Annotated in this window: 16 protein-coding genes; 4 read left to right on the forward strand and 12 right to left on the reverse strand. The window is 67.8% G+C overall.

Annotation, left to right across the window (positions count from 1 at the left end; translation table 11 throughout):
• Positions 1-43: 43 nt before the first annotated feature.
• Together AC0IZS_RS07385 and AC0IZS_RS07390 are read left to right on the forward strand one after the other, a co-directional pair.
• The gene (locus AC0IZS_RS07385) at positions 44-2,164 is read left to right on the forward strand and encodes a TonB-dependent receptor family protein (protein ID WP_471635034.1); all 2,121 of its coding nucleotides are present in this window, start codon (positions 44-46) and stop codon (positions 2,162-2,164) included.
• A 27-nt stretch (positions 2,165-2,191) separates the two neighbouring features.
• On the forward strand, positions 2,192-3,274 hold the full coding sequence (locus AC0IZS_RS07390) for a PepSY-associated TM helix domain-containing protein (RefSeq protein ID WP_471635035.1): 1,083 nt from the start codon (positions 2,192-2,194) through the stop codon (positions 3,272-3,274).
• 192 nt (positions 3,275-3,466) lie between these two features.
• Here AC0IZS_RS07390 and AC0IZS_RS07395 read toward each other — a convergent pair whose 3' ends face one another.
• The 10 genes from AC0IZS_RS07395 to def form a co-directional block, all read right to left on the reverse strand.
• Positions 3,467-4,468 (reverse strand): M14 family metallopeptidase, encoded by a 1,002-nt coding sequence (locus tag AC0IZS_RS07395; protein ID WP_471635036.1) that lies wholly within the window; start codon positions 4,466-4,468, stop codon positions 3,467-3,469.
• 5 nt (positions 4,469-4,473) lie between these two features.
• On the reverse strand, positions 4,474-5,472 hold the full coding sequence (locus tag AC0IZS_RS07400) for a Bug family tripartite tricarboxylate transporter substrate binding protein (protein WP_471635037.1): 999 nt from the start codon (positions 5,470-5,472) through the stop codon (positions 4,474-4,476).
• Positions 5,473-5,579: 107 nt separating this feature from the next.
• A complete protein-coding gene (locus AC0IZS_RS07405; protein ID WP_471635038.1) occupies positions 5,580-6,476 on the reverse strand; it encodes a LysR family transcriptional regulator in 897 nt (298 codons plus the stop codon).
• A 67-nt stretch (positions 6,477-6,543) separates the two neighbouring features.
• The gene (gene pyrF, locus AC0IZS_RS07410; RefSeq protein WP_471635039.1) at positions 6,544-7,368 is read right to left on the reverse strand and encodes an orotidine-5'-phosphate decarboxylase; all 825 of its coding nucleotides are present in this window, start codon (positions 7,366-7,368) and stop codon (positions 6,544-6,546) included.
• Positions 7,369-7,503: 135 nt separating this feature from the next.
• Entirely contained in the window at positions 7,504-8,700 is a 1,197-nt protein-coding gene (locus AC0IZS_RS07415) for a phosphoglycerate kinase (RefSeq protein ID WP_471635040.1), read from the reverse strand.
• A gap of 75 nt (positions 8,701-8,775) precedes the next feature.
• Positions 8,776-9,111: an AzlD domain-containing protein gene (locus AC0IZS_RS07420; protein WP_471635041.1), complete on the reverse strand. Its 336-nt coding sequence runs from the start codon at positions 9,109-9,111 to the stop codon at positions 8,776-8,778.
• Complete coding sequence (locus AC0IZS_RS07425; RefSeq protein WP_471639477.1) at positions 9,108-9,872, reverse strand: AzlC family ABC transporter permease; 765 nt, start codon at positions 9,870-9,872, stop codon at positions 9,108-9,110. Before AC0IZS_RS07425 ends, AC0IZS_RS07420 begins: the two co-directional genes overlap by 4 nt.
• Before the next feature lie 65 nt (positions 9,873-9,937).
• Positions 9,938-10,927, reverse strand: coding sequence for a methionyl-tRNA formyltransferase (gene fmt / locus AC0IZS_RS07430; RefSeq protein ID WP_471635042.1), 990 nt, complete (start codon positions 10,925-10,927; stop codon positions 9,938-9,940).
• Positions 10,928-10,950: 23 nt separating this feature from the next.
• The gene (locus AC0IZS_RS07435) at positions 10,951-11,445 is read right to left on the reverse strand and encodes a hypothetical protein (protein WP_471635043.1); all 495 of its coding nucleotides are present in this window, start codon (positions 11,443-11,445) and stop codon (positions 10,951-10,953) included.
• Positions 11,445-11,951, reverse strand: a complete 507-nt coding sequence (gene def, locus AC0IZS_RS07440) for a peptide deformylase (protein ID WP_471635044.1) — start codon at positions 11,949-11,951, stop codon at positions 11,445-11,447. Before def ends, AC0IZS_RS07435 begins: the two co-directional genes overlap by 1 nt.
• A gap of 200 nt (positions 11,952-12,151) precedes the next feature.
• Here def and AC0IZS_RS07445 point away from each other — a divergent pair, with 200 nt between their 5' ends.
• Positions 12,152-13,378, forward strand: coding sequence for a LysM peptidoglycan-binding domain-containing protein (locus AC0IZS_RS07445; protein ID WP_471635045.1), 1,227 nt, complete (start codon positions 12,152-12,154; stop codon positions 13,376-13,378).
• 102 nt (positions 13,379-13,480) lie between these two features.
• Positions 13,481-14,650 (forward strand): DNA-processing protein DprA, encoded by a 1,170-nt coding sequence (dprA, locus tag AC0IZS_RS07450; protein WP_471639478.1) that lies wholly within the window; start codon positions 13,481-13,483, stop codon positions 14,648-14,650.
• A 27-nt stretch (positions 14,651-14,677) separates the two neighbouring features.
• Here the strand turns inward: dprA and AC0IZS_RS07455 are convergent, their stop codons facing one another.
• Positions 14,678-17,065: a DUF1631 domain-containing protein gene (locus tag AC0IZS_RS07455; protein WP_471635046.1), complete on the reverse strand. Its 2,388-nt coding sequence runs from the start codon at positions 17,063-17,065 to the stop codon at positions 14,678-14,680.
• A 17-nt stretch (positions 17,066-17,082) separates the two neighbouring features.
• A complete protein-coding gene (secF, locus tag AC0IZS_RS07460) occupies positions 17,083-18,036 on the reverse strand; it encodes a protein translocase subunit SecF (protein ID WP_471635047.1) in 954 nt (317 codons plus the stop codon).
• Positions 18,037-18,047 lie beyond the last annotated feature (11 nt).

Below are 18,047 nucleotides of genomic sequence, written 5' to 3' on the forward strand. Positions count from 1 at the left end.
GCCCGTGACCGGCACAGAACCACACCGCACCGGGGAAATTCACATGACGACACGACACACCAAGGCACCCGCTTTGACACCGAAGCTCACCCGCTGCGCCGCAGCCGTCGCACTGGCCTGGCTGGGCGCGCCGCTGGCACTGCATGCGCAAGATGCGTCGCCTGCGGGCGACAGCGCCTCGCCGGCGCTGGAAACCATCCAGATCACGGGCAGCTGGCTCGGCACAGGCCTGCAAAACAGCGTGAAGAATTTCGCGGGCGCCCGCACCGTGGTGGACAAGGAAAAGATCGACGGCACGGGCGCGGCCAACATCGGCGAAGTCCTGCGCCGCATCCCTGGCGTGCAGGCCACCGAGAACTCGGGCACGGCCGGCAGCGCCATCTCGCTGAATATCGGCGTGCGCGGCCTGACCGGGCGCTACAGCCCGCGCTCCACCATCCTGCTCGACGGCGTGCCGCTGGCGGTGGCGCCCTACGGCCAGCCCCAGCTCTCGTTCGCGCCGGTGAGCCTGAACAACATCGAGTCCATCGACGTGGTACGCGGCGGCGGTGCCGTGCGCTATGGCCCGCAGAACGTGGGTGGCATCATCAACTTCACCAGCCGCGCCATCCCCTCCAAGCCCGGCCTCACGGGTGACGTGACCGTGCGCCACAACAGCTACAGCGAAGGTGGCCAGGACAACACCCAGTACAGCACCTTCCTGGGCTCGCAGCTGGACAACGGCCTGGGCCTGGCACTGCTGTACTCGGGCATGACCGGCAGCAGTTGGCGCCAGGGCAGCGACGAGAAGGTCAACGACCTGGCCTTCAAGTTCCGCTACGAACTGACCGGCAGCTCGGAGGTCTACGGCAAGGTCTCGTACTACGACGTCAACTCGCGCACGCCCGGCGGCCTGACGGTGGCGCAGTTCAACGCCAACCCCTTCCAGAATACGCGCCCCAGCGACTACTGGAACGGCGAGCGCAAGGGCCTGGACCTGGGCTACATCAACACGATCTCCGACAACCAGGAGTTCGAGGTGCGCGCCTACTACAACGACAGCACGCGCAAGAGCACGCTGATCAACGCCACCAGCACGCAGCTGGCCCACCAGCCGCGCGACTATGAAGTACTGGGCATCGAGCCGCGCTACACGCAGCGTGTGCAACTGGGCGCCACCGCGCACGATGTGACGGCCGGCTACCGCTTTTTGCGCGAGCGCGGCAACGACCGCGCCTACAACCAGACCCTTGTCACGGGCGTGAACAGTGCCACCACCCGCTTCGACAACGCCACCGATGCGCATGCGGTCTACGTCGATGACCGCATCGCCTTTGGCGCCTGGCGCGTGACGCCGGGCGTGCGCTTCGAGCACATCGAGACGAACCGCGAGGACCGTGCGTCCACCCAGCGCTTCGACACCACGAACAACAAGGCGCTGCCCTCGCTCAACGTGGCCTACCTGGTGAACCCGGCGCTCACGCTGTTCGCCAACTACGGCACCTCGTTCGGCCCGGTGCAAAACATCCAGCTCAATTCGCAGACGGCCACCAACCCGCTCAAGCCCGAGCTGGCCAAGACCGCCGAAGTGGGTGCGCGCTGGCAAAACCAGCAGATCCGCGCCGAACTCACGGCGTTCAAGATCCGCTTCGACAACCAGATCCTGCAGGTGCCGGGCATCACGCCGGCCACCTTCCAGAACATCGGTGCCACCAGCCACGAAGGGATCGAAGCCGCCATCGACTACAGCTTCGACAAGGCCAGCGCGCTGGCAGGCCTGAACGTGTACGCCAACTACAGCTACACCAAGGCGATCCAGAAGTCGGGCACCACGGCCGGCCTGGACGTGCCTTTCTACTCGCGCAACACCGACACGCTGGGTGCGCGCTACCAGCTCGGCGACTGGGCCTTCAACCTGGCCAGCACGCACCAGAGCGCGCAGTACGCCGATGCGGCCAACACCTTCGCCGAACCCGCCGACGCCCGCCTGGGCCGCATCCCGGGCTTTCGCCTGTGGAACATCCAGGCCGACTGGAAGGTGCCCGGCACCAAGGGCAGCAGCATTGCCGTGGGCGTGAACAACCTGGCCGACAAGCGCTACTACACGCGCAATGTGGACGGCAACCCCGGCCGCATGGTCGGCGCGCCGCGCATGCTGTACGTACAAGGTCGCCTCGCATTCTGATGCCGGTGACCAAGGGCGCGCGCTGACATGCAGCGGCTGCGCCAACTCTGGCTGCGGGTACACCGCTGGACCGCGCTCAGCCTGGGCTGGGTGCTGATCCTGTCGGGGCTGACCGGGGCTGTGCTCGTGGTGGCACAGCCGCTGGACCGTTGGCTGCACCCCGCGCTGTTCCGTGCCGGGACGCAGGCTGGCGTCGGCTCGCCAGATGCCGCCCTGCAGGACGTGCTGCAAAAGCTCAAAGCCGAGTGGCCCAAGGGCAGCTTCACGATGCGACCCGCACGCGAGCCGGGAGAGAGCCTCTGGGTGCTGGTCAGCGGCCCCTGGCGCGGCACCGTCTATTTCGATCCCGCCACCGGGCTGGAGCAAGGCCGCCGCGGTGAGACCGAGGGCTTCGTCAACGCCCTGTTCAAACTGCATAGCTCGCTGTGGTGGCAGGACACGGGCAAGGCCATCCTGGCCTGGGTGGCGCTCGGCTATCTGTTCCTGCTCATCACCGGCCTGGTCCTCTGGTGGCCGCGGCGCTGGCCGCCGTCCTGGCGCATCGTGCTGGACAAGGGCCTGCTGCGCGCCTTCTTCGACCTGCACCGGGTGGGCGGTGCGGCCCTGGGGCTGGTCATCGCGGTGTCGGTGGCCAGCGGGGCCTGGATGGCCTGGCGGCCGCTCGGCGGATTCGTCACCACGCTCAGCGGGGCCGAGCCGACCAAGGCCCCGACGCTGCCCAAGGGCTCCGCATCGGCGCCTGCACTGCCGCTCGACAGCCTGGTGGCCCGGGCGCAGGCGCAGTTTCCGGGTGCGCCCATCGGCTATGTGCAGGTGCCGGCACAGGCCGACCGGCCGCTGCGCGTGCGCCTGCGGCTCGCGGACGACCCGCACCCGAACGGGCTGACCTCGGTGTGGCTGCATCCCGCTACCGGCGAGGTGCTGGCCGCCCAGCGCTGGAACGAACTGGACCCCGGGGCGCGCGCCACGGCGGTCATCTACCCGCTGCACACCGGCGTGCTCGGCGGTGTGCTGCTGGAGGCGGTCATCACCGTGGGCGGCCTGGTGCTGGCGGCCATGGGCATCACCGGGGTCTGGCTCTGGTGGCAGCGCAGGCGCACGGCGAAGTAGCACCCCCTGGGTCGCTTCGCGCCTTCACCCCTCTCTCATATTGCTTCGCAATCTGGGAGGGGGACGCACTCAGCGCACGCCAGCGAAGCGCCGCATACGCAGCTTGGCGGCCCTTGCGCGGGGGCACTGGCTCTGGCCGCGCCGGTTTCACACGCCGCGGGTGACGCAGCGCAGTGAATAACCAATGCCGGCTTACAGCGGCCTGCGCGTGGCGTAGCGCACCACGGTCACGCCTGCGCGCGCCTGGCGCACCGAGGGCATGACGAGCACGCAGTCGTCGTACGGCGTGGTGACGGGCACGCCATCGTTGTCACCGATCACGGTGCCGGCCTTCTCGATCACTTCGAGGCCCGTGTAGGGCTCCACGAAGCGGAAGGCACTGCTGGTGGCCACCACCGGCCCGGTGACTTCGAGCGCCCACTGGCGCGGTGCATCGGGCAGGCGCCAGCCGGGCAACTGTTGCGCCAGCGCCTCTGCTTCGAGCACGCCCGACTGTTCGAGAAAGCGCACGCACTGGTCCTGCGCGACGGCGCGGCTCGCCGGGTCGCCATGGAAGCCACATTCGATGAGCAGGGAGCGGGTGTCCCCGCCCTGGCCTTCTCCCGTCCCATCGGCCAGGCCGAAGCGCCCGTAGTCGCGCATGCGCACGCCGTCCTTGTGGCCGGCATCGACCACGATGTGCTCGGGCGAGCGCATGGCGCGCGCCAGTTGCAGGTTGCGCGGCTGAATGCCGGTGAGCAGCAGCGGCGCCGAGGGCTCGTGCATGGAGTGGATGTCCAGCAGCCAGTCGGCCTGGGCCACGAAGGGGCGCAGGGCCGCAGTGCGGCGGCGCTCGATGGTGTCGCCCGCGTCAATGCGCTCATCGAGCCACTGGCGGTTGAGGTCTTCGTCGGTGTAGCGCGAGGCGTCATGGCTCAGCGGGTCGAACCGGTCGAAGGCCGTGAGGTTGCAGAACGCCAGGGTCAGCTTTCCGCGCGCGGGGCGCAGCCCTGCTTCCAGCAGACCCTTGAGGGCCCAGGCACCGCACAGCTCGTTGCCATGCACCAGGGCGCTGACCATCACGTGGCGGCCGCTCTGGCCCGAGTCGAAGTGCCAGACGCCTTCGGTGCCGGTATTGCCCGCGCGCCAGGCGCCGATGTCGGGCGCAGACAGCGCGAAGACCAGGGGCTGCGGGGATGTCGTCACTGCAGTCATGCCCATCATTCCTCGATCTTGGCGAACTCGACGATCTTCTTGTACTTGGCCACCTCGGCGGCCAGGTACTGGTCCATGTTCACCGTGGTAGCCGCCACGGTGGAGCCACTGGCTTCCATCTTCTTGCGGAAGTCGGGCGACTGCAGCGTGTCGTTGAGCGCCTTCTTGATCCTGTCGAACACCGGCTTGGGCAGGTTGGCCGGGCCCAGCAGTGCGAACCACACGCCGATGTCCACGTTCTTGAACTGCGGCGATTCGGCCAGGGCGGGGATGTCGGGGGTGGTGGACGAGCGCTTGGCCTCGGTGGTGCCCAGTGCCACGACCTTGCCGCTCTTGATGTGGGGCAGACCGCTGGAGAGCACGAAGACCCCGAATTCGAGGTTGTTGCCCAGCAGGTCGTTGGTCAGCGGCGCCACGCCGCGGTAGGGAATGTGCGTCATGAACAGCTTGCCCTGCTCCTTGACCATCTCGCCGGCCAGGTGCAGCGAGGTGCCCACACCCGAGCTGCCGTAGCTGTACTTGCCAGGGTTCTTGGCGACCTTCTGCGTGAACTCGGTCAGGTTCTTCACACCCGCACCGGGCGACGCCACCAGCACCAGGGGCTGCGAGGCGACCAGGCCGATGGCCGTGAAGTCCTTGACGTCGTACTTGACCTTCTTGGTCACGAGCTTGTTGATGGCGATCTCGTTGCTCGCGCCGACCAGCAGGGTGTAGCCATCGGGGGCGGCACTGGCCACCTTCTGGGCGCCGATGGCACCGCCCGCGCCGCCGATGTTCTCGATCACGACCGGCACGCCAAGCTTCAGACCCAGCTCCTGTGCCACGGCGCGGCCCGTAAGGTCGGTGCTGCCGCCGGGCGGATAGCCCACAACGATGGTGATGGGCTTGGAAGGGTAGGCGTCCTGCGCAAGGGCGGGCACGGCGGCAAAGCAGGAGGCCAGGGCAGACAGCAGTGCGGTGCGGCGCGCGAAGCGGGCGGTATTTTTCACAATGGAACTCCTCATCGGGTGGGGCTGGGCTTGGTATGTAAGCCATTGTGAGAAAGTGCGCCGACTCCAATGGTGCCGAAATGGCACCAGATTGTGCCGTTTCAGCCCATATTCGACCGCACTCAGCGCTGTGCAAACCCCTGCCAGAAGGCTTCGGCCAGGGGGGTCAGGCGGCGCTTGGGGCGGTACAGGCGCACATCGAAGCGCACCTCCATGCGCGCATCGCCTGCCAGCGCCAGGCGCTGTGCCTTGCAGTCGGCATGCACCAGCGACCACGGCAGCCAGGCCACCCCCACCCCACGCAAGGTGTATTCGTACAGGGCATCGGGCGAGTCGCACTCCACCACGCGCTGCAGCCGGGGCGCATGGGGGTGGTTGGCCAAGTGGTCCTCCACCAGCCGGCCCAGCGCGAGCTGGGGCGCATAGGCCAGGTAGGCCGCCGCGGCGCCGTCAGGAGCAAAGCGGTGCTGCGGCTGGCCCTGCGTGGTGGCGCGCGACACGGGCACCAGCCGGTCGCTGGCCACCGTCACGTGGTTGAACTGCCGGGCATCGAGCCGCACGGCCAGGGCGGTGTGGTGGTAGACCAGCGAGAAATCGGCCTCGCTGCGCTCGAGCTGGGCCACCGTCTCGGCCAGGGAGCCGGTGCGGATGCACAGCTCGCTGGCGTGCAGCGCGCGCGGCAGCCGCACCAGCCAGTCGGCCAGCAGGGTGCGCGCCAGGGTGCGGCCCGTGACGATGGTCACGGTGCGGGCGGTGCGCCCGGCCATGCTCTGCATTTCTTCGTGCGACTGGGCCAGGCTGCGCGCCATCTGGCCCGCCGTCTCCAGAAAGCGCTTGCCTGCGGCCGTGAGCGTCACCGGGCCACCGCCCTTTTCCACCAGGGGGGTGCCAGCCCATTCTTCCAGCGCCCGGATGCGCCGCCCGAAGGCCGGGTGGGTGACATGCCGCAGCTCGGCCGCGCGCGTGAAGCTGCGCTCCTGCGCGAGCACGATGAAATCCTCCAGCCACTTCAGTTGCATCGAGGGGTCCTTGCCGTGAACGCTGTGCCCGTGGGCGCCCGGGCATGCCGCGCGCCGAGGGTTACCGTCAGCCCCGGGCCGCTTCCAGCACCGCCCGGGTGCGCATGGCCTCGGTGCGCGCCGCAGCGGCAAAGTCCTCGCCGCCCGAGGCGTAGAGGATGGAGCGCGACGAGTTGACGATGATCGGCCCGCCCTCACGCAGGCCGGCACGCACGGTGGCGACCGCGTCGCCGCCCTGGGCACCGACGCCCGGGATCAGCAAGGGCAGCGTGGGTGCGATGGCGCGCACGCGCTCGATCTCCTGCGGGTAGGTGGCGCCCACGACCAGCCCGAGCTGGCCATTGCGGTTCCAGGGCCCCTGGGCCAGGCGCGCCACATGCTCGTACAGCAGGGGCTCGCCCTCGACGCTGGACAGGCGCTGGATCTGCAGGTCGTCGCCCCCGGGGTTGGAGGTGCGGCACAGCAGGAAGGCGCCCTTGCCGTGGTAGGCCAGGTAGGGCTCGATGGAATCGAAGCCCATGAAGGGCGACAGAGTCACCGCGTCGGCGCCGTAGCGCTCGAACGCCTCCTTGGCGTACTGCTCGGCCGTGGAGCCGATGTCGCCGCGCTTGGCGTCCAGAATGACCGGGACATGCGGCGCGTTGGCGCGCATGTGCTGCATCAGGCGTTCGAGCTGGTCTTCTGCGCTGTGGGCGGCAAAGTAGGCAATCTGGGGCTTGAAGGCGCAGGCCAGGTCGGCCGTGGCATCAACGATGGCGGCGCAGAAATCGTAGATCTTGCGCGGATCGCCCTTGAGCGCTGCAGGGAAACGGGTGGGCTCAGGGTCCAGGCCCACGCACAGCATGGAGTTGTTCTGTGCGGACGCGTCGCGCAGCATGTCTAGAAAGGTCATGGGACCCGATTTTAGGCGGGCCGGGACACGAAAGCCGTGGGCCGGCCACTGTCACCTACCGAGGGAGCCCGCAAGCACGTAAAAAAGGCCGTCGAAACGGCCATATTTCAGAGGGGCAAAATGTAACCAAAATGGTTATTTTGCAACTGCACGTTTTTCCAATATCTCGAAAGCCGGCAGCGTTTTGCCCTCCAGCACTTCCAGAAACGCGCCCCCGCCGGTGGAGATATAGCCGACCTGTTTCTCGATGCCGTATTTGGCGATGGCCGCCAGAGTATCTCCACCGCCGGCAATGCTGAATGCAGGCGATTCGGCAATGGCGGCAGCAATCGCGCGCGTGCCATTTTCAAAGGCCGCGAATTCGAACACGCCTACGGGGCCGTTCCAGACGATGGAGCCGGCCGACTTGAGCTGGCCGGCCAGGCGGGCGGCGGTCTCGGGCCCGATGTCCAGGATCAGGTCGTCGGCACCGACGTCGGCCGCCGCCTTGACCGTGGCCGGTGCATCGGCGGAGAAGGCCTTGGCCGTGACCACGTCGGTGGGGATCGGCACGTCGGCGCCTCGCGCCTTCATGGCGGCCATCACGGCGCGCGCCTCGTCCACCAGGTCGGGCTCGGCCAGGCTCTTGCCGATGGGCAGGCCGGCGGCCAGCATGAAGGTGTTGGCGATGCCGCCGCCCACGATGAGCTGGTCGACCTTGTCGGCCAGGCTCTTCAAGATGGTGAGCTTGCTCGACACCTTGGAGCCGGCGACGATGGCCACCAGCGGACGCTGAGGCTGGGCCAGGGCCTTGGTCAGCGCATCGATCTCGGCCGACAGCAAGGGGCCGGCGCAGGCGACAGGCGCGAACTGGGCGATGCCGTAGGTGGTGCCCTCGGCGCGGTGGGCGGTGCCGAAGGCATCGTTCACGAAGATGTCGCACAGGGCGGCCATCTTGCGCGCCAGCGCTTCCTGGTTCTTCTTCTCGCCCACATTGAGACGGCAGTTCTCCAGCAGCACGATCTGGCCCGGGGCCACGCTGACGCCATCGACCCAGTTGGACACCAGGGGCACCTCGCGTCCCAGCAGTTCGCCCAGGCGCGCGGCCACGGGAGCCAGGGTGTCCTCGGGCTTGAACTCGCCTTCGGTGGGGCGGCCCAGGTGGCTGGTGACCATCACGGCGGCACCGGCGTCCAGCGCCATCTGGATACAGGGGATGGAGGCGCGGATGCGGGTGTCTTCGGTGATGGCGCCACGGTCGTCCTGCGGCACGTTCAGGTCGGCACGGATGAAGACGCGCTGGCCTTGGGCCTTGCCCTGGGCGCACAGATCGGAGAAGCGGAGGATGTTCATGGGGGAGGGGTTCCTGGAGAAGGCACTGGGATCAGGGCCGCCATTTTAGAGGGCTGGCAAATGCCCCCTCTGCCCCTACCAGCCCCAGCCGATGTGCAGCGGCAGGTACACCGCCATGCCCACCACGATGGTGCCCAGAATGCCGCGCTTCCAGAAGTAGTAAGCACTCGCCAGCAGCACGGCTGGCAGGCGCGCGTCCTTGAAGGTGTCGAGCAGCTCCCCCTGGGTCATGAGGATCTCGGGCGCGATCACCGCCGTCAGCGCGGCCAGCGGCGCGTACTTGAGGCCGCGCTTGAGCCAGTCGGGCAGGGGCAGCTCGCGCTCGGGGATCATGAAGAAGGCGCGCGACACCACGGTGATGATGGCCAGCCCGAGGATGGCGATGGTGGTCTCGATCCAGTGGCCGCTCATGGGTGGCGCTCCTCGCGCAGGGGCACCACGTCGCCATCCTTCATGTGCTGGCGTTCCTCGGGCGGCATCACGCTGTTGGCGGGCACCAGCAGCATCTCGGGGTGGCGGTCCTTGCGGCGCCGGTCCACGGCCTCCATCATCAGGCCGACGGCCACGGCCGCCGCAATGGCCACCAGGATGTTGAGCTTGAGCGGCAAGGCAAACGCGGCCACGGCGGCCGTGGCCGCCACGCCCGTGGCCAGCCAGGTGGCCCGGTCGAACAGCAGAGACAGTAGCACACCCAGCAGGGCCAGCACGCCCGCAAAGCCCAGGCCCCAGGACAGCGGCACCGCATTGGCCAGCAGGATGCCGGCAATCGATGGCACCTGCCAGGCGATCCAGTTGGTGGAAGCCGCACCCCAAAAGTAAGGCATCTGCTCGGGCTGGGGCCTGGGTTCGGGGAAGCGCTTCATGAAGGCCACATAGATCACGTCGCCACTGAAGTAGCCGATGGCCAAGCGCTCGCGCAGGGGCCGGTGGGCAAAGTAGCTGCGCCACATGCTGCTGAAAATGACAAAGCGCAGGTTCACGCACGAGGCCGTGAGCCAGATCACCCACAGCGGCGCCCCCACGGTGAGCAGCGGGATCACGGCCAACTGGGCGCTGCCGGCATAGACCACCAGCGACATGAACAGCGCAAGCGACACGGACATGCCGCTCTTGACCATGGCCACGCCGGTCACCAGGCCCCAGGCTGCAATGCCCAGGGAGGTGCCGGCCATGTCCACGGCGGCCAGGCGGAAATGGGGATCGCGGACCGTGCGGGAGACCTTCTGCGCCAGCGTGCTCATGGCGCACCACTGGCGTCGGAGGCACTGCCCAACACGGCGCCGGGCTGCAGCTCGTCGAAACCGCGCAGGAAATCGGCGGTCGCCAGGCGCTTGCCGCCTGCGCGCTGCAGGGTGGTCAGGCGCAGGCAGCCCATACCGCAGGCCACAATGACACCGCAGGCATCGGCGGCCAGGACCTGCCCGGGCACGGCACCTGCGGGTGCATCCATCGCCTCGGGCGTCGCACCCCACAGCTTGATCGTTTCTGCCCCCAGCAGGGTGCTGGCACCGGGAAAGGGATCGAAGGCACGGATGCGCTGGCCGATGGCCTGGGCCGGCAGCGACCAGTCGACGCTGCTCTCTGCCTTTTCGATCTTGTGCGCATAGGTCACCCCCTCGGCAGGCTGCACCACAGGGGCCAGGCCACCGCAGGCGGCCATCTCCAACGCTTCCACGATCATCCGTCCACCCAGGTCCGCGAGCCGGTCATGCAGCGCAGCGGTGGTGTCGGCGGCGGAAATGGCCGTGCGTTCGGTCAGCAGCATGTCACCCGTGTCCAGACCGGCATCCATCTGCATGATGGTGACGCCGGTCTCCGCATCCCCGGCCTCGATGGCGCGGTGGATGGGCGCCGCGCCGCGCCAGCGCGGCAGCAGGCTGGCGTGGATGTTCAGGCAACCCAGGCGCGGCAGGTCCAGCACCCACTGGGGCAGGATCAGTCCATAGGCGGCCACCACCATGGCGTCGGCATGGGCGGCCAGCAGGGCTTCGCGCGTTGCGGCTGCATCCTCGGGGTACTTGCCATCCAGGCGCAGGCTGCGCGGTTGCGCCACGGCAATACCGTGGTCCAGGGCGCACTGCTTGACGGGGGAAGCCTGCAACTTCATGCCCCGGCCGGCAGGGCGGTCAGGCTGGGTCAGGACCAGAGGGACGGTGAAGCCGGCCTTCAACAAGCGCTCGAGGGCCACGCGGGCGAACTCGGGCGTGCCGGCAAAAATGACGTTCATGGGGCTTTCTGCAACACAGACGATCAGTCTCGTCCTTTGTCGGTATTGGGGATGTCGTCGGTGAAGCCGATGCGGCGCACCACACCCGAGGGATCGAGGTGCATGTGGGCAAAGCGCGGATCCGACCCTTGCTTGAAGCGGTAGGTCCAGATGTCGCCGTTCCAGAAGGTCACGCGCTCCACGCGCAGCGGCGAGCCGAAGGTGCGCTGCAGGTCGGCCTGGGTCCACTGGTCCAGCGGGATGCTCTCCAGCCGGGCCTGGGTCAGCACCTGCTCGGTGCGCACCAGGCGGCCAGCGGCGTCGAAATCGAGGTTGTAGACCTCGGTGCCGGCGGGCAACTGCGAATACAGCAAGCGCTCGCCCTGCGGCAGAGCGTGAACAGCGGTGGGTGGCCCCAGGTGCGCCACGACCTGGGCGCGCGGCGTGCCGAGGGGCTCGCGAGAAGGCACGGCACAAGCGGCCAGGCCCGCCACCAGCGCCAGCGCAGCGGCGCCGCGCAGGAGGCGGGGCGGACGCATCAGCGGGTCTCCCGCTGCTGCTTGACCATCTTGGTCTTGATGCGGTTGCGCTTGAGGGGCGACAGGTATTCGACGAACACCTTGCCCAGCAGGTGGTCCATCTCGTGCTGGATGCAGACTGCCAGCAGGCCTTCGGCCTCGATGGTGCGCGACTGGCCCTCGGCATCGAGCGCCTTCACATGCACGGCATCGTGGCGTTCGACCCCGTCGTAGATGCCGGGCACCGAGAGGCAGCCCTCGTCGTTGACGTGCTTTTCGGCACTGGCCCAGACGATTTCGGGGTTGATGAGCACCATGGGCTCGTCGCGCCCTTCGGACACGTCGATCACGATCAGGCGTTCATGCACGTCGACCTGGGTGGCGGCCAGGCCGATGCCGTTGGCGTCGTACATGGTGGCCAGCATGTCGGACACCAGGGTCTTCAGGCGTGCATCCACGGCCTCGACCGGCCGGGCGATCTTGTGAAGCCGGGGGTCCGGGTAACAGAGAATGGGGAGAATTGCCATGGAATCGGGTAATAGATGTCGCTATTTTCGCCACTTTTGCCCCATGCTGCAGATACTCAACTCAATAATCGTTGCCGAATCAAGGGCTTGAGCAGAGAATCTAAGAAGGTTTGTAACGTATTCGTCCGGCTGCTTGCATGTGCAACACAGTTCGGACGCCAGTGAGGGGGCGTTTCACAATGCATCAGAAAAGGATCCACATGACGGCATTCACCAGCGCGCGGCTAACCGCCCTGGGCGCCCTGACCGTGGCCGCAGGCGCTTTACTCGTCGCACCGGCCCAGGCGCAAAATCACCCCATTTCCGGCCAGCAGCGCGCCACGGCGCAGGAAGTGGCACAGCGCGGCGTTCCGGTGGCCGACCTGTCACCCAACGCGCCCGATGTGTACGTGGTCAAGCGTGGCGACACACTGTGGGGCATTTCCGGCCTGTACCTCAAGAGCGCCTGGCGCTGGCCCGAGCTGTGGGGCATGAACCTGCAGGCCCTGCCCAACCCGCACCTGATCTTCCCGGGCCAGACGCTGTACCTGGACAAGGAAGGTGGCTACGCCCGTCTGCGCACCACGGCCCCAGGAAGCCGGGGCGACTCCGGCACCGTCCGCGTTTCTCCCAGCACACGCAGCGACAGCCTGTCCAGCACGGCGCTGCCGACCCTCAAGCCGCACCTGATCGAGCCTTTCCTGGTGGAACCGATGGTGGTGGACGCCAGCGTGCTCCAGCGCGCACCGCGCGTGATTGCCACCCAGGAAGAGCGCGTGCTGATGGCCAGCGGTGACCGCGCCTACGTGCGCGGCGATGCCGCCACGCCCCTGACCATGGAGCCGGGCGAGCCGCGCCAGTTCCGTGTTTTCCGCGATGCGGTCGCCCTCAAGGATCCCATGACGGGTGAAGTGCTGGGCTATGAAGCCCAGTACCTGGGCAAGGCCGAGCTGGTGCGTGGCGAGAGCTTTGAGAAGTCTTCCAACGGCAAGGGCGGCATCCAGACCGACTACGTGCCTGCCACGGTGGACCTGACAGGTGCCAAGGAAGAGATCCGTGCCGGCGACCGGCTGCTGCCCGCGCCTGCGCGCGAATTCATCAGCTATGTGCCCCGTGCCCCCCAGGAAGGTACCGAGGCCCGCGTGATTTCCATCTACGGCAGCTCGGCCTCCGGTGCATCGGCAGGCTCGGCCGGCCAGAACCAGGTGGTCGCCATCAATCTGGGCACCCGCAATGGCATCGAGGCCGGCCATGTGATGCGCCTGATGACCAAGGGCGACGTGATCAAGGACAAGACCGATCCCAAGCTCCCGATGATCAAGCTGCCCAGCGAAAGCAACGGTCTGGCCATGGTGTTCCGCACCTTCGAACGGGTCTCGTACGCGCTGATCCTGGAGATCCGCACCGGCGTGCGCGTGGGCGACCGGCTGGTCAGCCCGCAGGAGTGAGCTGAACGGCACACCCATCCATTCCCCCACCCGGGTGCCATCACCCGGGTACACGGGGGGATGGCGCCGCACCCGTGAAGCCACCCAGGCCACGCCATGCCCATGGACCACGATGAGTTGCAGGCCTGGCTCAGGCTGACGCTGTCGCGCGGCGTGGGCAACGCCGCCGCGCGCTTGCTGCTGGCCCGGTTCGGCCTGCCGCAAGCCATCTTCGAGCAGTCGGAAGCCGCGCTGCTGGAGTGCGTGACCCCGGCCCAGGCCAAGGCCTTGCGCGCCATCCCGCCCACCCTGGCCGACCTGGTGGAAACCACCTGGGAATGGCTGCAGGATGCGCCCGAGCCCGGGGCTGCATCCCGGACGCTGCTCACGCTGGGCGACACCGGCTATCCACGCACCCTCCTGAACACCGACGATCCCCCGCTGCTGCTGTACCTGATGGGTCCCGCAGCACGCCTGGCGTCCGAGCGACCGCTGGGCGAACGGCCTTGCCTGGCCGTGGTGGGCAGCCGCAATCCAACGGCCCAGGGCGCGGAGCATGCCTGGCAATTCGCCAAGTCCTTGCACGCTGCCGGCCTCACCATCGTCTCCGGGCTCGCGCTGGGGGTGGATGCGGCGGCCCATGGGGGCGCACTGGAGAGCGCCGGCCTGGACGAAGACCAGCCAGCGACCATCGCCGTGGTGGGGACCGGCCTGGACCGGGTCTACCCGGCAGCCAACCGGGCGCTGGCACACCACATTGCGCGGCAGGGGCTGCTGGTGAGCGAGTACCCACTGGGCACACCACCGCTGGCACCCAACTTCCCCAAGCGCAACCGCATCATTTCCGGGCTTTCGCAGGGAACGCTGGTGGTCGAGGCGGCCCTCGCCTCGGGCTCGCTGATCACCGCCCGGCTGGCGGCGGAGCAGGGCCGAGAGGTGTTCGCCATCCCGGGCTCCATCCACTCCCCCCAGTCCCGGGGATGCCACGCGCTCATCCGCCAGGGCGCCAAGCTGGTGGAATCGGCCCAGGACGTGCTGGAGGAATTGAGCCTGCCCGCAGCGGCCACCTCGGCGGGGGCCGCTTCGGGTCCGCAAGGCCTGGGCCGCGAGCACCCGCGGCAGGACAGTCCCCTGCTGCAGGCCCTGGGCTACGACCCCATGGGCCTGGATGCCTTGCTGGCCCGCACCGGCATGGATGCGGCAGGCCTGCAGGTGCAACTGCTGGAACTGGAGCTGTCTGGCGCTGTGGCGCGCTTGCCCGGCGGCCTGTTTCAGCGCATGGGCGCGGCCTGACCCCCAGCGCCGAAGCGGCTGGGCAGATCAGCCCAACAGGCGTTCCGGATTGGCGTCCAGCTTGGCCAGCGCGTCGCGCGTGGCACGGGTGGTGATGCCTTCCTCGTCCTGCGCCACGAGCAGGCCCGCCTGCAGGTAGGCGGCCAGGCGCCGCAGCTGGATCAGGTAGCTGCTGCCGTCCACCGCGGCGAACAGGTGCAACTGCTTGCGCTGGCTCTGCCAGGCGTACTGCACCTGTGCCGACGAGCCGTTGTGGTCCAGCGTGTACCAGGTACCGGGCTTGAGCTCCTGCGCCCAGACGACCATGCCCTCGTCCACCGGCGCGCCGTTGTCGGCCACCACGTGGATCGACGAGGCGTCGATGCCCAACATCATCTCGATGTTGTCGGCATTGAGCGGCATGTCGCCCAGCGTCGCGTCGTTGATGAAGTCCTCGAGGTTGGCCAGACGCTTGGCCATCGCATCGATGTGCGCCTGTGGGATCGATGCGGTCTTGGACAGGAAGGCATCGGCCAGCGTGTCGGTGAGCGTCTTGATCAGCGCGTCCTGCGGGGCATCGTGGATGCCCATCAATGCCAGGCCCTGGCGCAGGCGCTGCAGCAAGCCGGGCAGGTTCTGGATAACCTGCGCGCGGTCACTGCGATTGGGCTTGGCACTGGCGGCCCACACCAGGTCGGCCGCCGTACGCTTCAAGGTGATGGTATCGGCATGCTGGGCACCATCGCGCACGGCCGACAGGGCCAGCACCTCGGCCCAGGTCTTGAACAGGAATTCGCGGATCTCGTCGCGCACCGGCATGTCCTTGAGCATGGTGCGCAGCTCGATGGTGTACTGGATGGCCAGGGTTTCCTTTTGCTCGACCTGCTGGGCCACACTGACCAGGCGCGAGGTGGCCTGCTTCTCGGTGAGGAACTTGGACAGGAATTTCTCGAACTCGTCGTAGACCAGCTGGAACACGCGGCGGCCGGTTTCCGGGTACTGCTCGATCACCTGCACCACGCGGCGAATCTCGGCCTCCAGGGCGCTGCCGTTGATGCTGGTGGAGTCGAAGCCCATCACACAGGCGCCCATGCGGTCGATCAGCTGGCGCGCAGGATGGTCCAGGTTGCTGAAGAACTCGGGCTCGGCCAGCGCCACGCGCAGCACCGGTACCTGCAGGCGCGCAAACCACACGCGCACGGCGGGCGGGATGCGGTCTTCAGCCAGGATGCTCTGGAACATCAGGGCCACCACCTCGATGATGGCTTTTTCACCGGCAGTGGAGGCCTTGCTCTTGAACTCGGTGGAGCGCTCGCGCACGGCTCCGGCCAACTGCACCACGGCCGCCGGGCTGTAGTCTTCCATGAGCGTGGCCACGCCGCTGTAGTAGGTGTCCGCCTGCACGCGCTGGGCCGACAGGGCATGTGCCAGGGCCGCCGAAGCCGGCGGCGCCTTGACCATGTCGAAGCCCGTGGCCGGCTGCGTGAGCAGCCGGCGCAGCTGGCCCATGACGCCCTGCGCACGCTGGCGCGCGCGGATCAGCGGCGTCATGCCGGTCGCAAAGCCCATGCCGCCGGGGGGCATGGGGTAGCCCTGGCCCTGCGGCATGCGGGCCTGCATGTGCTGGGGATGCATCGGTTGCGGGTACATGCCTGCCGCAGCTGCCTGGCGGCCGGCCGCTATCGCCTCGCGTGACTGGGCCAGCGCCTGCGATGCCAGGCCACCGGAACCGGAATCGCCGCCGCCTGCGCCGCCACCGCCGGTGGCACCGCCCACGGTGCGCTTCACGCGCGAGCGCAGGTCCGAGGGCACGGCCACGCCTTGCTCCACGTAGAAGGCATTCACGGCCTGGTACTGCTTTTGCAGCACATTCGCCAGTTCGCGCTGCAGGGGATCCACCACGGTGAGCAGGTCGGTGCGCGGCAGCCCCGCCTCCACCCACTGCTGCACCAGCAGCAGGCAGATGGTTTCAGGGCGCAGGATGTCGCTGCTGTCGATCTCCTGCCCCTCCAGCGACTGGGTGCGCTGGCGCAGTGCATCAAAGTGCTGGCCCGCCTGCTCGGCCACGGTCAGCGCCATGCGCGAAGCCACGATCTTGTTTTCCACCACGTCGTCGCTGAGCAGCTCGAACGACAGGTTGTTGCCACCGCCCGCCGCGGTCAGGCCCGGCCGCGCGCTGGTGTGGGGCGCCAATGCCTCCTGCCATGCATGGCTGGTGGCCGACACCCACTTGGCATGGTGCTGCTGGTAGAGCATCCAGGTGTCGCGCCGGGACTGCATCTCGCGCGCCGTACCGGTCTGCGCGATCAGCACGCCCAGGAAGTCAGCGATGGTCTTGTCGACCTCCGCCAGCCCTGCGCAGATCCCCTCGACGAACCGCTGGCGCGCCAGGCGTGCCAGGCGGCGCTGCGGTGAGGGGGCAGGGGAGTTTTGCATGCGCCAATATTAGCGGTTCAGACGGTGGCCCCGGCGTTGGGATCGTTGGGATCGCCGTCCTTTTTGGTCGTGGTCTTGATCAGGTCTTCGCGCTTGACGCCCAGCCACATGGCGATGGCCGCAGCCACGAACACCGACGAGTAGATACCGAACAGGATACCAATGGTCAGCGCGAGTGCAAAGTAATGAAGGCTCGGACCGCCGAAGAAGAACATCGACAGCACCATCGCTTCGGTGGAGGCGTGGGTGATGATGGTCCGGCTCATGGTGCTGGTGATGGCGTGGTCGATCACCTCGTGCGTCGTCATCTTGCGGTACTTGCGGAAGGCCTCGCGGATCCGGTCGAAGATCACGACCGATTCGTTGACCGAATACCCGAGCACGGCCAGCACGGCCGCCAGCACCGACAGCGAGAACTCCCACTGGAAGAATGCGAAGAACCCGAGGATGATCACCACGTCGTGCAGGTTGGCGATGATGGCCGCCACCCCGAACTTCCACTCGAAGCGGAAGGCCAGGTAGATCATGATGCCCACCACCACCATCCCGAGCGCCATCAGCCCGCCATGCACGAGTTCCTCGCCGACCTGCGGGCCGACGAATTCGGTGCGGCGCAGCGTCACATCGGCATCGGCTGCCTTGAGGGCCGCCAGAACGCCCTCGCTCTGTTGCGCGGACGTCACGCCCTTTTGCACGGGCAAGCGGATCATCACATCGCGGGCGGAGCCGAAGGTCTGCACCTGCACGTCCGGGTAGCCCAGCGCCGACACCGTCTCGCGCACCTTGGAGAGCTCGGCCGGCTGGCTGTAGGCCACCTCCATGACCGTGCCGCCGGTGAACTCCACCGACAGGTGCAGGCCGCGCGTGAGCAGGAAGAACACGGCCAGCGCGAAAGTGATGAAGGAGATCGCGTTGAAGATCAACGCGTGCTTCATGAAGGGGATGTCTTTTTTGATGCGGAAGAATTCCATGGCCGTTGCCC

The organism is Acidovorax sp. AC410 (assembly GCF_979253235.1).

What these genes read in the sequence shown, in the direction of transcription:
- AC0IZS_RS07385 (WP_471635034.1), top strand. Translation starts at nt 44, where the DNA reads ATGACGACACGACACACCAAGGCACCCGCTTTGACACCGAAGCTCACC.
- AC0IZS_RS07390 (WP_471635035.1), top strand. Translation starts at nt 2,192, where the DNA reads ATGCAGCGGCTGCGCCAACTCTGGCTGCGGGTACACCGCTGGACCGCG.
- AC0IZS_RS07395 (WP_471635036.1), bottom strand. Translation starts at nt 4,468, where the DNA reads ATGACTGCAGTGACGACATCCCCGCAGCCCCTGGTCTTCGCGCTGTCT.
- AC0IZS_RS07400 (WP_471635037.1), bottom strand. Translation starts at nt 5,472, where the DNA reads ATGAGGAGTTCCATTGTGAAAAATACCGCCCGCTTCGCGCGCCGCACC.
- AC0IZS_RS07405 (WP_471635038.1), bottom strand. Translation starts at nt 6,476, where the DNA reads ATGCAACTGAAGTGGCTGGAGGATTTCATCGTGCTCGCGCAGGAGCGC.
- pyrF (WP_471635039.1), bottom strand. Translation starts at nt 7,368, where the DNA reads ATGACCTTTCTAGACATGCTGCGCGACGCGTCCGCACAGAACAACTCC.
- AC0IZS_RS07415 (WP_471635040.1), bottom strand. Translation starts at nt 8,700, where the DNA reads ATGAACATCCTCCGCTTCTCCGATCTGTGCGCCCAGGGCAAGGCCCAA.
- AC0IZS_RS07420 (WP_471635041.1), bottom strand. Translation starts at nt 9,111, where the DNA reads ATGAGCGGCCACTGGATCGAGACCACCATCGCCATCCTCGGGCTGGCC.
- AC0IZS_RS07425 (WP_471639477.1), bottom strand. Translation starts at nt 9,872, where the DNA reads ATGGCCGGCACCTCCCTGGGCATTGCAGCCTGGGGCCTGGTGACCGGC.
- fmt (WP_471635042.1), bottom strand. Translation starts at nt 10,927, where the DNA reads ATGAACGTCATTTTTGCCGGCACGCCCGAGTTCGCCCGCGTGGCCCTC.
- AC0IZS_RS07435 (WP_471635043.1), bottom strand. Translation starts at nt 11,445, where the DNA reads ATGCGTCCGCCCCGCCTCCTGCGCGGCGCCGCTGCGCTGGCGCTGGTG.
- def (WP_471635044.1), bottom strand. Translation starts at nt 11,951, where the DNA reads ATGGCAATTCTCCCCATTCTCTGTTACCCGGACCCCCGGCTTCACAAG.
- AC0IZS_RS07445 (WP_471635045.1), top strand. Translation starts at nt 12,152, where the DNA reads ATGACGGCATTCACCAGCGCGCGGCTAACCGCCCTGGGCGCCCTGACC.
- dprA (WP_471639478.1), top strand. Translation starts at nt 13,481, where the DNA reads ATGGACCACGATGAGTTGCAGGCCTGGCTCAGGCTGACGCTGTCGCGC.
- AC0IZS_RS07455 (WP_471635046.1), bottom strand. Translation starts at nt 17,065, where the DNA reads ATGCAAAACTCCCCTGCCCCCTCACCGCAGCGCCGCCTGGCACGCCTG.
- secF (WP_471635047.1), bottom strand. Translation starts at nt 18,036, where the DNA reads ATGGAATTCTTCCGCATCAAAAAAGACATCCCCTTCATGAAGCACGCG.